The 14,486-nt window shown below is 67.9% G+C and carries 16 protein-coding genes; 12 read left to right on the forward strand and 4 right to left on the reverse strand.

The window, feature by feature from the left end; all coding sequences use genetic code 11:
* The first annotated feature begins 1 nt into the window (after position 1).
* From AC1DB8_RS14645 to AC1DB8_RS14665, 5 genes are all read left to right on the forward strand, one after another.
* Positions 2-1,078, forward strand: a complete 1,077-nt coding sequence (locus tag AC1DB8_RS14645) for a FecCD family ABC transporter permease (RefSeq protein ID WP_476893425.1) — start codon at positions 2-4, stop codon at positions 1,076-1,078.
* The gene (locus AC1DB8_RS14650; protein WP_476893426.1) at positions 1,075-2,103 is read left to right on the forward strand and encodes a FecCD family ABC transporter permease; all 1,029 of its coding nucleotides are present in this window, start codon (positions 1,075-1,077) and stop codon (positions 2,101-2,103) included. Before AC1DB8_RS14645 ends, AC1DB8_RS14650 begins: the two co-directional genes overlap by 4 nt.
* 1 nt (position 2,104) lies before the next feature.
* Positions 2,105-2,977 carry an ABC transporter ATP-binding protein gene (locus AC1DB8_RS14655; RefSeq protein WP_476893427.1) on the forward strand — a complete coding sequence of 291 codons (873 nt, stop codon included), beginning with the start codon at positions 2,105-2,107 and terminating at the stop codon, positions 2,975-2,977.
* A 4-nt stretch (positions 2,978-2,981) separates the two neighbouring features.
* Positions 2,982-4,052: a siderophore-interacting protein gene (locus tag AC1DB8_RS14660; protein WP_476893428.1), complete on the forward strand. Its 1,071-nt coding sequence runs from the start codon at positions 2,982-2,984 to the stop codon at positions 4,050-4,052.
* A gap of 78 nt (positions 4,053-4,130) precedes the next feature.
* Positions 4,131-4,955 carry an SGNH/GDSL hydrolase family protein gene (locus AC1DB8_RS14665; protein WP_441419295.1) on the forward strand — a complete coding sequence of 275 codons (825 nt, stop codon included), beginning with the start codon at positions 4,131-4,133 and terminating at the stop codon, positions 4,953-4,955.
* A 1-nt stretch (position 4,956) separates the two neighbouring features.
* Here the strand turns inward: AC1DB8_RS14665 and AC1DB8_RS14670 are convergent, their stop codons facing one another.
* Positions 4,957-5,244 carry a YciI family protein gene (locus AC1DB8_RS14670; RefSeq protein WP_441419296.1) on the reverse strand — a complete coding sequence of 96 codons (288 nt, stop codon included), beginning with the start codon at positions 5,242-5,244 and terminating at the stop codon, positions 4,957-4,959.
* Positions 5,245-5,335: 91 nt separating this feature from the next.
* Between AC1DB8_RS14670 and AC1DB8_RS14675 the strand changes: the two genes are divergently transcribed.
* From AC1DB8_RS14675 to AC1DB8_RS14690, 4 genes are read left to right on the forward strand one after another with little or no spacing between them, the layout of a single operon-like run.
* Entirely contained in the window at positions 5,336-5,824 is a 489-nt protein-coding gene (locus AC1DB8_RS14675; protein WP_476893429.1) for a MarR family winged helix-turn-helix transcriptional regulator, read from the forward strand.
* A gap of 45 nt (positions 5,825-5,869) precedes the next feature.
* Positions 5,870-7,687: a glutaminase A gene (gene glsA, locus AC1DB8_RS14680; protein WP_476893430.1), complete on the forward strand. Its 1,818-nt coding sequence runs from the start codon at positions 5,870-5,872 to the stop codon at positions 7,685-7,687.
* Positions 7,688-7,743: 56 nt separating this feature from the next.
* On the forward strand, positions 7,744-8,505 hold the full coding sequence (locus tag AC1DB8_RS14685; protein WP_441419299.1) for an SGNH/GDSL hydrolase family protein: 762 nt from the start codon (positions 7,744-7,746) through the stop codon (positions 8,503-8,505).
* A gap of 50 nt (positions 8,506-8,555) precedes the next feature.
* A complete protein-coding gene (locus AC1DB8_RS14690) occupies positions 8,556-9,968 on the forward strand; it encodes a GH1 family beta-glucosidase (protein ID WP_476893431.1) in 1,413 nt (470 codons plus the stop codon).
* Between the two features lie 51 nt (positions 9,969-10,019).
* Here the strand turns inward: AC1DB8_RS14690 and AC1DB8_RS14695 are convergent, their stop codons facing one another.
* From AC1DB8_RS14695 to AC1DB8_RS14705, 3 genes are read right to left on the reverse strand one after another with little or no spacing between them, the layout of a single operon-like run.
* Positions 10,020-10,826, reverse strand: coding sequence for an FAD:protein FMN transferase (locus tag AC1DB8_RS14695; protein ID WP_476893432.1), 807 nt, complete (start codon positions 10,824-10,826; stop codon positions 10,020-10,022).
* Positions 10,810-11,307 (reverse strand): FMN-binding protein, encoded by a 498-nt coding sequence (locus AC1DB8_RS14700; RefSeq protein ID WP_476893433.1) that lies wholly within the window; start codon positions 11,305-11,307, stop codon positions 10,810-10,812. Before AC1DB8_RS14700 ends, AC1DB8_RS14695 begins: the two co-directional genes overlap by 17 nt.
* On the reverse strand, positions 11,304-12,746 hold the full coding sequence (locus AC1DB8_RS14705; protein ID WP_476893434.1) for a ferredoxin reductase family protein: 1,443 nt from the start codon (positions 12,744-12,746) through the stop codon (positions 11,304-11,306). Before AC1DB8_RS14705 ends, AC1DB8_RS14700 begins: the two co-directional genes overlap by 4 nt.
* 473 nt (positions 12,747-13,219) lie before the next feature.
* Between AC1DB8_RS14705 and rpmB the strand changes: the two genes are divergently transcribed.
* From rpmB to rpsN, 3 genes are read left to right on the forward strand one after another with little or no spacing between them, the layout of a single operon-like run.
* Positions 13,220-13,456, forward strand: coding sequence for a 50S ribosomal protein L28 (rpmB, locus tag AC1DB8_RS14710; RefSeq protein WP_011693744.1), 237 nt, complete (start codon positions 13,220-13,222; stop codon positions 13,454-13,456).
* A complete protein-coding gene (gene rpmG / locus AC1DB8_RS14715; RefSeq protein WP_056737121.1) occupies positions 13,456-13,623 on the forward strand; it encodes a 50S ribosomal protein L33 in 168 nt (55 codons plus the stop codon). The genes rpmB and rpmG overlap by 1 nt, the downstream gene beginning before the upstream one ends.
* 4 nt (positions 13,624-13,627) lie before the next feature.
* Positions 13,628-13,933, forward strand: coding sequence for a 30S ribosomal protein S14 (gene rpsN, locus AC1DB8_RS14720; protein WP_043485315.1), 306 nt, complete (start codon positions 13,628-13,630; stop codon positions 13,931-13,933).
* Positions 13,934-14,486: the final 553 nt, after the last annotated feature.

A 14,486-nucleotide genomic window follows, 5' to 3' on the forward strand; every position in this document is an offset into this window, starting at 1 on the left:
GATGACCATGCCCACGACGACGGCGCGTCCCGACGCGCCTGCCGCGACGGCCGGGGCGGAAACACCGGCATCGTCCGGTGGCTCCGGTGCCCGCCGGGGCGAGTGGCTGCTGGCCGCCGTCGTCGTGCTGGCGCTGGTGGCCGCCGCATCGCTTGCCATTGGCGCCCGAGGCCTCAGCCTGGGGACCGTGTGGGAGGCGCTGACGGCGTTTGATCCAGCGGACGGCGACCACGCGGTCGTTCATGCCCGCCTCCCGCGCACCGTCCTTGGCCTCCTCGCGGGCGGGGCCCTGGGGCTTTCCGGGGCGGCGATGCAGGGGGTGGCCCGCAACCCGCTCGCGGACCCGGGGATCATCGGCGTCAATGCCGGCGCGGCCCTGGCGGTCGTCACCGGGATTTACGTCTTTGGGATTTCGGCGCTGTCCGGATACATCTGGTTCGCGTTTCTTGGCGCCGCCGCGGCCGCCGCCCTCGTGTACGCGATCGCCTCGCTGGGCAGGGACGGCGCGACGCCGGTCAAGCTTGCCCTGGCGGGCGCCGCCCTGAGCGCGGGGCTGTATTCGCTCATGAACGTCATCCTGGTCTCCAGCCAGGACACGCTGGACCGTTTCCGGTTCTGGCAGGTGGGCAGCATCGCCGGGCGTGACTGGTCCGCGATCCACGCCGGATTGCCCTTCCTGCTGCTCGGTACGGCCATTGTGCTGGGGACTGGCCGGCACCTCAACGGGCTGGCCCTGGGCGAGGACCTCGCGAGCGGCCTCGGCCAGCGGGTGGGCCTGACCCGGGGCATCACGGCCCTGGGTGTTGTGCTGCTCTGCGGTTCGGCAACGGCCCTGGCGGGGCCCATCGGCTTCGTGGGGCTCGTGGTTCCGCATGCCGTCCGCTTCCTGACCGGACCCGACTACCGCTGGATCCTGCCATTCTCCCTGGTTGTGGCCCCGGTGCTGCTGCTCGCCGCCGACATCGCCGGCCGGGTGGTCCTGCTGCCCGGCGAGGTTCCAGCCGGGATCATGACAGCCCTGGTTGGTGCGCCTGTTTTCATCTGGCTGGTCCGCCGAAGCAAGGGGGCCGGGCTGTGAAGACCGCACCACGCACGGCCCTCCTGGCCCTCGCCGTGGCAGGAATTTTCGCCGCAGCCGTCCTGCTGGGCAGCTACACCGTCACCGTCCCGGACTTCTTCCGGATTCTGGCCGCCCACCTCACCGGCGGAGCCAAGATCCCGGGCGCGAGCTTCATCGTGATGGAGCACAAGCTGCCGCGCGCCGTCGTGGGCGGCCTGGTCGGTGCGGCGTTTGGCCTATCCGGCGCACTCTTCCAGACGATGCTGCGCAACCCCTTGGCCAGTCCGGACGTGATCGGAATCAGTTACGGCGCCAGCGCCGCGGCGGTTACCGCGATCGTTCTCTTCAGTGCGTCCGGGGCCATGGTTTCGGGAGCGGCACTCGCCGGGGCGCTCGCCGTTGCCGGCATCATTTACGCAATCGCCCGGCGCGGGGCACTCGGCGCCGCGGCAGACCGCGGGGACGCGGCAGGCAACCGGCTGATCCTGGCCGGAGTGGGCATTGCCGCCGCACTGCAGGCCGTGGTCAGTTTCCTCATGACCCGGGCGGACATCCGGACGGCGGCCGACGCGCTCGTCTGGCTCAACGGATCGCTCAACTCCGCCAGCTGGGGGCGGGCCGGGGTCCTCGGCCTTGCCCTGCTCGTGCTGGTCCCCGCAGCTGCGGTCCTCGCGCGGCCGCTGCGCATCCTGGAACTCGGCGAGGACACCGCTGCGGGCCTGGGCGTCCGCGTCGGCCGCACCCGGCTCGCCGTCGTCGTCGCCGCCGTTGGCCTGTCGGCCGTGGCGACCGCAGCAGCCGGACCCGTCGCCTTCGTGGCGTTCCTCGCCGGTCCGATTTCCCGCCGCTTTGTGCGCAAGGCGAGCCTGCCGGCCTCGGCCCTGGCCGGGGCGCTGATCGTCCTGGCCGCAGACTTCCTTGCGGCGAACCTCGCACCGCTCGTGCTCGGCGGGACCGTACTGCCCGTCGGTGTCGTTACCGGCGCCCTGGGTGCACCGTTCCTGCTGTGGCTCCTGGTCACCGCCAACCGAAAGGACGCCTGAGATGGCAACCCTGAACGCCTCCGGCCTGACGCTGAAATACGATCAGCGGACCGTCATCGAGGACCTGAGCACCGAGATTCCCGAGGGCAAGGTCACCATGATCGTCGGAGCCAACGCCTGCGGAAAATCGACGCTGCTCCGGGCACTGTCCCGGCTGCTCAAACCAGCGTCCGGCACAGTGACTCTTGGCGGCAAGGACATCCACACGAGGCCGGCCCGCGAGGTTGCCCGCGTACTCGGCCTGCTCCCGCAGCACCCGACTGCGCCCGACGGCATCACGGTCCGGGACCTGGTGGGCCGCGGCCGCTTCCCGCATCAGGGCTTCTTCCGCGGCTGGTCCGGCGGGGCATCCCCGGACGATCGGCGCGCGGTGCTCAACGCCATGTCCGCCACTGACACCCTGGACCTGGCGGACCGCTCCGTGGACCAACTCTCCGGCGGCCAGCGTCAGCGTGTGTGGATCGCGATGGCGCTGGCCCAGGAGACCGAGGTTCTGTTGCTCGATGAACCCACCACCTACCTTGACCTCGCGCACCAGGTGGAAGTCCTGGATCTGCTGACGGACCTGAACCGCCGGCGCGGCACCACCGTGGCGATCGTGCTGCATGACCTCAACCTCGCAGCACGCTACGCGGACCACGTCATCGCCATGAAGGGCGGCCGGATCGAGGCCGAAGGGGACTCCGGGGCTGTTATCACGGAGGCCCTGGTCCGCGACGTCTTTGGACTGGAATCCCGGGTGGTGCCCGACCCCGCCTCCGGCACACCGCTGGTCGTCCCCCTCGGCCGCCACCACACCGCACCCGCCACGTCCGCCCATGCCCCCTCCGCCCATGCCCCCTCCGCCCAGCACCGAACCCGCAACTGGAACTGATCCCATGACTGAAACGCCTTCCCCGTCCCCTGCCTCCGCGACGGTGACAGTTCTGCCCGCCGCCGAGCCCATGGCCAGGGCGTTCGACGTCCGCGTCACCGCCGTGGAACAGCTCAGCCCCAACTTCCGCCGGATCACCTTCGGCGGCTACTCGCTGCGGCACTTCGGCGTGCACGGAAACACCCTGGACCTGCGGATCAAGCTCATGATTCCCTCCCGGGCCGCCGACGGCAGCGACATCCCGCTGCCCGAATTCCGGACCGAGAAGCCCGGCTGGTACAGCGAATGGCTGGCCCTGGACCCGGCTGTCCGCGGCGCCATGCGCACTTACACCGTGCGGCAGGCACGCCTGGATGCCGTCTTCCCCGAGATCGACGTCGACTTCGTGCTGCACCTCGACGCGGCCGGCCACGGAGGCCCCGCCGCCGAGTGGGCAGCCCGGGCAAGGCCGGGTGACGGCTTGGTCCTGATCGGACCCAACAACCGGGCTGCGCACTGTGTCACGGCGGAAAGTTACGCCGGCATTGAATGGCGTCCGGGACTGGCCCAGCGGGTGCTGTTGGCGGGGGATGAAACCGCGGTTCCGGCGATCGGGGCCATCCTGGAAAGCCTCCCGCCGTACCTAAGCGGCCAGGCCCTGCTGGAGGTGCCCTCCGCCGCCGACTTCCAGGACCTCGTCTCACCCGCCGACGTCGCCATCACCTGGCTGGCCCGCGGGAGTGCGCACGGGCGCCTGCCGCACGGGGCGCGCCTCCAGGCGGCTGTTCGTGCGGCCGTGCCGCCGCCGGGCTGGGTGGCTGCCACCGCGCAGCCCCGCTCTGTCGGACCGGACCCCGAGGACGTCAACGTGGACCGGGACATCCTCTGGGAAACCCCGGCACGGCTGGACGCGACGGCCATCAGGACCGGCCGGAACCCGGACAAGCCGGCCGGTGCCCTGCCGTTCTACGCGTGGATGGCCGGTGAGGCGGGCACCGTCAGGGAGTTGCGGCGCTACCTGGTGCGGGACGTGGGGATCGACCGGAAGCAGGTCGCGTTTATGGGGTACTGGCGGCTGGGGAAAGCGGAACTCTAGGCCGATTCCCCGGACCGCCGCACCCGTTGTGCCCCCCACGTTAACCCCGACGTCGTCCGGCGGGACTACCGTGGCGCCATGGCCGAGAACCTTCCAGCCCCGGGCACTCATGGACGGCGGCTCTTCGTCGCCCTGGGGGACTCGTTCACCGAGGGCGTGGGGGACCACAGCAAGCGCCTGCCCAACGGGGTCCGCGGCTGGGCGGACCGGGTTGCGGAGAAGCTGGCGAAGGCGGAGCCGGGCTGGGAGTACGCCAATCTCGCCATCCGGAGCAAACGGCTTCGCCACATCATCGGCGAGCAGCTGGAACCGGCGCTTGCCATGGAACCGACCCTGGTGACCCTGTACGCCGGCGGCAACGACATCCTGGACTTCGGAACGGACATCGAAGACCTGATGGATGATTACGAATTCCTGGTGGCGAAGCTGGCCGCCAGCGGAGCCACGGTGGTGCTGTTCACGGGCTTTGACGTGAAGGTCTCGGTGCTGCTGGAGCCGCTGAAGCGGCGCAACGCCCTATACAACCGGCGCGTCCGGGAGCTGGCTGCCTGGTACGGTGCGGTGCTGGTGGACTACTGGTGCTTTGATGCCTTCCACGACCCGCGGATGTGGGATGCGGACCGGCTCCACATGTCCAAGGCCGGCCACAAATACCTTGCCGCGCAGGTCCTGGACCAGCTCGGCGTGCCGCACAACATCAGCCCCAAGGAATGGGGGCCGCCGGACCGGCTCGGGCTCCGGGACTGGGAACGCCGGCAGCGCCGCTGGGTGCACGACTGGGTGCTTCCCCTCTTTGGCCGCAAGCTGCGCGGCGTCACGCTGGGGGATGAGCTCAAGCCGCGCTGGCCGGACCCGGTGAGAGTCCCGCGCAAAGGCGGGCTGAAAAAGCTGCTGGCCGGCTGAGCTAGCTGTCCAGCAGGTTTTCGTACCCGGGGGCGACACGGCTGGCGTGGAACTCTTCGACGTCGAAGTCGGCCACGCCGTTGACGTAGAAGGGGTCCTTGGACAGTGCCGCGTCCAAGTCGGCGCGGTCCGCGTTGGACAGCAGGAGGCCGCCGGTGCGGGGGATCTTGCGGCCTGCCACCATAAAGACGCCGCGGTCGAATGCATCCTGCAGCCAGGCGACGTGCGCCGGCAGGTGGAAGTCGACGATCTCTTCGGGCACCTTGTAGGTCAGGGAGACTACGTACATAGCGCCAGCCTACCGCCGGGCGGCAAGAAGGCAGGAACCAAAACCGGCCCGATGTTGAACCGTCAAGCATCGAGGCTCCTAGAATGGAGCCATGACCGAACCGCGCTGGCTCAATGCCGACGAACGCCGCGCCTGGCTGGCCCAGCTGAGCATCAACACGCTGTTGCCCGCCGCGCTGGACACGCAGCTGCATGCGGCCGGGAAACTCTCCCTGTTCGACTACAACGTCCTGGCCATGCTCTCCGAAGCCGAGGGCCGGTACCTGCCGATGAGCGAACTCGCGGCGCGCACCAGCGCCTCGCTGTCCCGGCTCTCGCACGTGGTCACCAAACTGCAGAACCGCGGATGGCTTGAACGGCGGCCGCACCCCGGCGACGCCCGCGTGACCACGGCACACCTCACCGAGGCCGGCATGGCCACCATCGAGGTGCTCGCCCCGGGTCATGTCGAAGCGGTCCGCGCGCTGTTCCTGGACGCACTCGATCCGGACGACATCGCGGCCTTGGCCCGTATCGGCGAAAAGATCGTGTCCCGGCTCGACGCGGGCCACTGGATCCTGCGGGAGAACAAACGGGCCTGAGACCCCGGCGCGGCCAGCGGCCCGGTGTCCCCTAGTCTTGGCATTATGGAATCGCCGATCGACAGCTATCTCCGCCAGATCCACGCCGAGATCTCGCTGCTCAAGGACGGCAAGCCTTACAGCAGCATTCCGGCCATGGCCAACGTGGATCCGGACAACTTCGGCATCGCCCTCGCTACCGTTGACGGCAAGGTGTACGAAATCGGTGACACCCGCGAGGAATTCACTATCCAGTCCATCTCCAAGCCCTTCACCTACGGACTGGCACTCGAGGACCTTGGCGCCGAGGCCGTGGATGCCAAGGTCGACGTGGAACCGTCAGGTGATTCCTTCAACGAGATCTCCCTCGCCGAAGGGACGGGGCGGCCTGCCAACGCGATGATCAACGCCGGGGCCCTCACTGCCACCTCCCTGATTAGGGGATCAGGCGGGCAGTCCGGGTTCAAACGGATACTCAGCACGTACTCCGGGTTCGCAGGCCGTCAGCTCTCGGTCAACGAGCAGGTCTACGAATCCGAGCTCAAACACGGCCACCGCAATACAGCCCTCGCCTACCTGCTTCGCTCCTTCAACATCATCGAAGACGACCCGACACCGGTTCTGCAGGATTACTTCCGGCAGTGCTCGGTCCTGGTCAACTGCTTCGACCTCTCGATCATGGCGGCCACGCTGGCCAACGGCGGCCGGAACCCGCTCAGCGGCAAACAGGTGCTTGAGATCGGGCCGGTGGAGCGAGTCCTGTCCGTCATGATGACCTCTGGCATGTACGACGACGCCGGCGCCTGGATCAGCAGCGTGGGGATGCCGGGCAAGAGCGGGGTAGCGGGCGGCATCATCGCCGTGCTGCCCGGCCAGGTGGGCCTGGCGGTCTACTCACCGCCGCTGGATGAGCACGGCAGCAGCGTCCGCGGGCTGGCCACCGCGCAGCGACTCTCCCGCGACATGGAACTCCACTTCGTCCGGGCGGCCCGGGCGGGCCGGTCCGCCATCCTCGCCGCCTACGACGTCACCGAAACACCCTCGGGCATCCGCCGCAACGACGAGGCCGCCGATGTCCTGCGTGCCCACGGCCACCGGGCCCGGGTGATCGAACTCAACGGCGACCTTCTCTTCGCCGGGACTGAATCCATGGTGCGTGAGGTCAGCGGCCTGGCCGACGACGTCGAGCTGGTGATCCTGGACATGCGGCGCACGGACCAGGTCAGCGAGGTCGCAGTGCGTACGCTGGCCAGAATGAGGCAGGGGATGGCCGACGCCGGGCGCGACCTGGTGCTGGTTGAGGCGGACGGGTCGGTCACCGAAGCCCTGGCAACGTCAAGCGAGCGCCCGGTTCCGTCCTTCACAACACGGAGCGCCGCCGTCGAATACTGCGAAAACCGCCTGCTGGAGCGCCACGGGGACCATCTGCTGATCCCGGACCACGTTCCCGTCACCGCCTCGCCCGCGCTGGCGCCCCTGGAGGAAGCGGAGGCGGCGGCGCTGGAAGCGCTGATGACGCCGAAATTCTATGGCGACGGCGACGTAATCCGGCGTGTAGGTTTGCGGTTCGGCGGGGTCTACTTCATCACCTCCGGAAAAGTCAGCAGCACGTCGCCCGGGCCCACCGCGGACCGGGTCAAGCTGAACACCCTCAGCGCCGGGATGACCTTTGGCGAACTGGCGCTGGGCAGCGGCAACCGGCAGGAAACCACCGTCCGGGCAGTGGGGCCGGTAGAGGTCATGGTGCTCAGTGTGGAGGCGATCGCCGAGCTGGAAGCCGCCGACCCTCACCTGGCCATTGCCTTGTGGAAAGCCCTGACCCGGGATGCTTACACCCGGGTGGAGCAGTACCTGCGAGAAACGGCGGTCCGGATCCGCGAGTAGCAGCTGCGGCGATTCCCCGGTGTGACCCACCCAGGGGGCTCTGGCAGACTGAATCCATGGATTTCACAGCCCGCTACGTTGCACTCGGAGACTCCTTTACCGAAGGCGTCGGCGACGACCACCCGGCCCGCCCCAACGGCGTGCGGGGCTGGGCCGACAGGGTGGCAGAGCAGCTGGGCGCGGCCGACCCGGGCTTCGGCTACGCCAACCTCGCCATCCGCGGGAGGAAGCTCCGCCAGATCATGGCCGAACAGGTGGACGCCGCAGTCGCACTCAAACCCACCCTGGTGAGCATCTACGCCGGCGCGAATGACATCCTCCGTCCCAAGATCGACATCGATGACCTGCTGGTGGAATACGACGCCGGCATCCGGAAACTGAAGGCCACCGGTGCCACCGTGGTGATGTTTACCGGTTTCGACGCGCGCGGCTCCAAAGTCTTCGGGACCATGCGGGGGCGGACCGCCATCTACAACGAACTTGTCCGCGGCATCGCCGGAGACCACGATGCCCTGCTGGTGGACTACTGGCGCTTCAACGAGTACTACGACTGGGGCATGTGGGCGACCGACCGGATGCACATGTCCGCTGCCGGCCATGCCAACATGGCCAGGCGCGTCCTCACCGTGCTGGAGCACGACCACTCGATCGATGTGCCGCCGATGACGCCGGTCCCGGAGCTCAGCCGCTCCGAGGCGCTCCGTGCGAATGCCCGCTGGGTGCGCGAGTTCGCCGGGCCCTGGGTGGTGCGCCGGGTCACCGGCAAGTCCTCCGGCGACGGCCTCTCGCCGCGGTATCCTCAGCTCACCCGTCTCTAGTACGACGCCCTCTGGCCCGACGCCCTCCCGCCCCAAGGAGCAGTAACAGGATGAACAGCAGCCCCCTCACCTTTCCTGCCGGCTTCCTGTGGGGTGCTGCCACCGCGGCCTACCAAATCGAAGGAGCCGCCCACGAGGGAGGCCGCGGGGAATCCATCTGGGACGTCTTCTGCCGCGTGCCCGGGGCGGTCGCGGATGCGCACAACGGCGATGTCGCCTGCGACCACTACCACCGTTCGGCCCAGGACGTCGGGCTCATGCGGGACCTGAACCTGGCCGCCTACCGCTTCTCCATCTCCTGGGCCCGCTGCATGCCCGACGGTGTGACGCCGAACCCCGAGGGCATCGCGTTTTACTCGCGGCTGGTCGATCAACTGCTCGCTGCGGGCATCACGCCCTGGATCACGCTGTACCACTGGGACCTGCCGCAGGCGCTGGAGGACAAGGGCGGCTGGGCCGCGCGGGAAACGGCTGAGCGCTTTGCCGACTATGCCGCGGTGATGCACGAGGCCCTCGGTGACCGGGTCCGGATCTGGACCACGCTCAACGAGCCCTGGGTCTCGGCCTTCCTCGGCTATGCTGCGGGCATCCACGCCCCCGGACGGCAGGACCCCGCCGCGGCGCTCGCGGCGGTCCACCACCTGCTGCTGGGCCATGGCTTGGCCGTCCGCGCGCTCCGCCGGCAGGATCCTGAGGCGACCCTGGGAATCACGTTGAACCTGACGGTGGCCGATCCGGCCGACCCGGGCCGGGATGGGGACCTCGACGCCGCCCGGAGAGTTGACGGACAGTCGAACCGGATGTTCCTGGACCCGCTGTTCCGGGGTGAATACCCGGCCGATGTGCTTGCCGACGTGGCCCACCTCGGCATGGCCGAGGTCGTCCGGCCCGGGGATCTCGACATCATTTCGCAGCCCCTCGATCTGCTGGGCGTCAACTACTACCACGGGGACGCATTCACCAAGGATCCGGCGCCGCACCCCGGACCGGCCGGAGGAGCTCCCGCGTCGCCCTTGGTCGCGGCCGACGGCGTCCGGCAGGTGCCCCGCGGACTGCCTGTCACCGGAATGGGCTGGGAAATACAGCCCGAGGGCCTCCGCCGGCTGCTGAACCGGCTGCAGCGTGAATACACCGGGCCGGCCGGGGTCCCGATCTACATCACGGAAAACGGCGCCGCCTTCGAAGACGTTCCGGACGCAGATGGCTTCGTGGATGACCAGGCACGGCTGGCGTTCTTCGATAAACATCTGCGGGCAGTCCACGAGTCACTGGCGGACGGCGTGGACGTCCGCGGATATTTCGCATGGTCCCTGCTGGACAACTTCGAATGGGCCTTCGGCTATCACCAGCGCTTCGGGTTGGTCCGGGTGGACTACGAGACGCAGCGCCGCATCCCCAAGGCGAGCGGTCTTTGGTACTCGCGTGTTGCGGCGTCGAACGCGCTGCCAGCCGCGGGCGGGTAGCCGGCCCGGTCAACAGCGACGGGTGGGGGGAGCGCCCGCGCCGAACCCACGTCAGGCGCGGAACCCCGGCGTCGCGAGGATGCCCCCGTCGGTCCGAATGGCGAGCACCTCAACGTCCCAGCCGCTCGTCGCCCGGTTGAGCATGCGGACCCCGCCCGCCACGATGGCGGTCGCGAGCACATCGGCGGTGAGAATGTCCGCCGCGGCGACCGAGACTTGGCTGAACTCGCTGACGCCGGAGCCGCGGGTCCAGATGTGGTCACCTCGTTCGGCGGAGCCGGAGGTGGCCAGGGCCCCGATGCCGGTGCTGCCGCCCAACGGGTAAGCGGCGATCAGGGTCGTGCGGTCCTGCGGATCCACGACGCCGGCCTGCCACGCCGCCCGGCTGCCCACGATGGGTGAACCGGCCACCAACACGTCACCGCCGGCGTTCAGGCACCAGTCGGCCAGCCCCCGTGACTGCAAGAGGGCCCCCGCTTCCTTGATCGCGAGCCCTTTCACCAGCCCGGAAAGGTCCGGCACTCCGTCCGGACGTTCCGGCGTGAACGCGCCCTCCGTCTGGAGGCGCCATTCGGCCGCGTCGGCGTAGCAGTCCCGGAGTTCCTGCGAGGCCTCCCGCAGCGAGAGCTCCCCGGCCGCCAGCCTGCTGGCCTCGGAACCGGGCCGGTAAAGGCTGAAGCGGGCGTCGAGTTCCCCGAAACGCTGTTCGACGACGCCGGCGGCCTCCGCCAGCGCCGCTTCGGCGTCCGCCGTCCAGTCCTCTGGTCCGAGGGGAACGGTAAGGCTGACGACCGTCCCCATGCACCGGAAGGTCTTGGCCTTCAGCTCCGGCCGGACCAGCTCAGACGTGGGCTGCATCGAGGGCCGCCTGGAGCGAGGTCAGGTAAGCATCACTGGTGACGGTGGCTCCGCTGATGGTCTGCACGTTGGCCGACTGGGCCTGGAGCACCTCAGCGCGCAGCAGGGGTGCGGCGTAGTTGCTGATCTGTACCGACCGGCCGCCGTCGTCGGTGAGTTGGAGTGCGGTGACATCCGAGATGGTGCCGCCGCTGACGGTGATTTGCACCTGGACCGGACCGAAGCGGGTCTGCACGACGTCGCCGGTAAAGGTTCCTCCGGCCTTCGCTGCCGCGCCGGTCGAGCTGGAGGAACCCGTGGTTCCCGTGGCTCCGGAGGACGGCGCGGAACTCCCCGCCGAACCGCTCGAGCCCGACCCGGTGGTGCCCGCCGTGGTGCCGACGGCGCTGGCCGTGTTCGCTACATGCGCTCCCGACTGCCAGCCGGCCACAAGGATCCCGACCGAGGCCAGGGTTGCTGAAACTACAGCGCGAATTCTCACCAGTCGAACCTTTCGTAGTGGAGTTGCTCTTCCCGCACGCCCGCCCGGCGCGCGTCATCCAGGACGTTTCTTGCCCAGTCCGCGGGGCCGCAGACGTAGACGTCTGCGTCGGCGAGGTTTGGTGCGTAGCTCGCCAGCCGGTAACCGGAGCGAGCCTCGGTTTCCGGTTGCCAGGTTTGGACGCCCCGCGGCCGGCGCCCGGTCAGATGGAATAGGGTCGCGCCACGGCGTTGGCAGAGCTCGAGGATTTCATCGCCGAGGTACAGACCGGACCGGCTGTGGCCGCGGAGGATCACGGTCGCATCGCCCGGCGCGAACGGAGTGCTCTCCAGCAGGGCGCGGATGGGGGTGATGCCGATGCCGGCACCAATCATCACAACGTGCTGCCGGCTGCGGGCGGCGGTGCTGAAGAGCCCGTACGGGCCTTCGATCGCCACCCGGGTACCGGGCTTCAGCCGGGCCAGGCTCGCGGAGCCCCTGCCAAGGTTCCGGACCGTAATCCGCAGCCGGCCACCGCCGTCGGCGTCGAACTGCAAGGGCTCAGCGGAAAGGCTGAACGGGTGCGGGTGCCACCACTGCCCCGGGGCGAGAAAGCGCCAGATGAAGAACCGTCCACCGCTGCCGGCCAGCTCGTCGAGATGCCGGCCCGTCATTTCGATGCTGACCACGCCGTGACCGGCGGCCACCACCCGGCTTACCCGCAGCTGATGCCGGACCGTGGCGACAATGGGCTCGAGAACCCGGTAATGCAGCAGCGCGGCGCCCGTCGCGATGCAGATCGCAAGCCAATACCAGCGCTGCCAGGTGCCTTCGGCGAAGAGTCCACCAACGCTGAACTGGTGCGGCAGTGAGGTCAGCACGGCGGCGTAGGTCAGCAGATGGACGACATACCAGAACTCATAGGGAAACCGACGGCGGACGGCGACCAGGGAGGTGACGACGACGGCGATAAAAAATGCCATGGACACGAACGCCAGCCACATGTCGGGGACCTTGACCCACAGGGCCACTGACTCGCTGATCGGGTCAAGCCCCTCTGCCAGCCCGTAGCCGAGCGCGATCAGAACGCCGTGCGCCAGCAGTAGGTACAGGGACGGCTTGCCGAGTTTTCGGTGGAATTCAAGGGCGCGGTCATGGCCAACAGCCCCGTCGATGACGGGGAGGCGTGCGGCGAGGAGCAGCATGAGCAGCACCAGGTCCATCCCGGCGAGCCCCGCGACGATCCCCATCGCCGTGAACGCTCCGGCGACGCTTGAGAATCCGGCGACGCCGCCGTCGGCCAGCCACAACGCCACGGCACCGGCCACCGACGCCCATGCGATCACGGTGAGCAGGTCTGCCTTGAACAGCCGTTTGCGGTACTGCCCCTTGAAGGGGTTGCCGGCGGCAGGCGCCCGTCGGGCCGCGGGCTGCAAGGCAGTCTGGGTTGGTGTGTTCATGGATCCAGAATCTGCCCGTTGCCTTTCATTTTGCTGTGAAAGGACTGCGCCGCTGATGTGACTTGCCTGCGCGGGGACGGCCGCCGCTTATACACCCTGCGGGCCCGGATTGGTCTTTAATTCGCCAAGCTCGTAGACTTGGTAGGCGCTAGGTGGCGCGGAGCGTGTGCAATTGCTCCGGTTGGCGGAAATGGCTGAGGAATCAGGCACTCCCGGTGGCCGGTAGTTAGGGGCTCAAGTTGCGTGCACTCCTGTATTCGCCCAGTATCCCGGCACTTCGCAGTGATTCCTTTTGGTTATCGCCGCCCGGTGCCTGTGACCCACAATCTTCGCCGCAGTGAGGACTGCAGCCGGTTCAGCCGGCTGTCGGACTGCTGCGGAACGCAGGTGGGGCTGGCTGCGGACGCCGCCGATCGCACGGCTATGCGGAACTCCGCCAGCCGTTTCATATTATTTTCATTAGGAGAGTCGTCATGGCAGCACACTGCCAGGTGACCGGAGCCGAGCCGGGCTTTGGACACAGCATTTCGCACTCGCACCGCCGCAACAAGCGCCGGTTCGACCCGAACATCCAGAAGAAGCGCTACTGGGTTCCGTCCCTGCGCCGTAATGTCACCCTGCAGGTCTCTGCACGTGGCATCAAGACCATCGACGTACGCGGCATTGACGTAGTCGTCGCCGCCATCCTGGCACGAGGAGTGAAGCTCTAGTGGCAAAGGACAAGGACGTACGTCCGATCATCAAGCTCAAGTCGACCGCGGGCACGGGTTACACCTACGTGACGCGCAAGAACCGTCGTAACGACCCGGACCGCATGGTCCTGCGGAAGTACGATCCCAAAATCCGCCAGCACGTCGAATTCCGAGAGGAGCGCTAAACACATGGCTAAGAAGTCAATGATCGCTAAGAACGAACAGCGTAAAGTCATCGTCGAGCGTTACGCTGCAAAGCGCCTCGAACTGAAGAAGGCTCTGGTTGACCCCAACTCAACCGACGAAGCACGCGAAGCTGCACGCCTCGGCCTGCAGAAGCTGCCCCGCAACGCCTCGCCGGTCCGCCTGCGTAACCGCGACATCATCGACGGCCGCCCCCGCGGCACGTTCCAGAAGTTCGGTATCTCCCGTGTTCGCTTCCGCGACATGGCTCACCGCGGTGAGCTCCCGGGCATCACGAAGTCTTCCTGGTAATTCAGCACTCCTGAAGCCAGTGGCTTGAAGAAGGGCCGGCAACCATTTGGTTGCCGGCCCTTCTTGCGTTTAAGCCGGTGTTGCGCACGCCGGCTCCTCGTCCCTCGGCCTCCGCCCACCGCCGCCCACGGTGTCGGCACCACGCGTGGCCCCGGTGACGGAGCCCACACCGACACTTTGGATGCCGGACCTCGACTTCCGGCGCCCCGCGGGCCGTTTTGGCGCGGATTTCCGGGGCTTGTGGCGCGGGGAGGTGCTTGCGGGGGCCGATTTGTATGGGGTCGGGTTGGTGTGTAAAGTAGTTCGAGTCGCCGCCGCTGAAGCGGAAAGATAGCGACCGACCCCCTGATAAACGGCCTGGAAAATGGCGTGGAATGTTGCGCGCTTTATAAGGGTGGGGACCTCCTGTGGAATTGTGAATGGCGGAAACGCCGGTTTGCAAAGCTTCATGGATTCGGGTAAGTTTGAAAAGTTGCTCCGGAGCGATCCTGGACCGTTGGGTTTGGGTGGTGCCGGGTGTGTCTGTTGTTTGAGAACTCAATAGTGTGCCAAG

The sequence above is a fragment of the Arthrobacter sp. 10N410 genome (genome assembly GCF_056394945.1).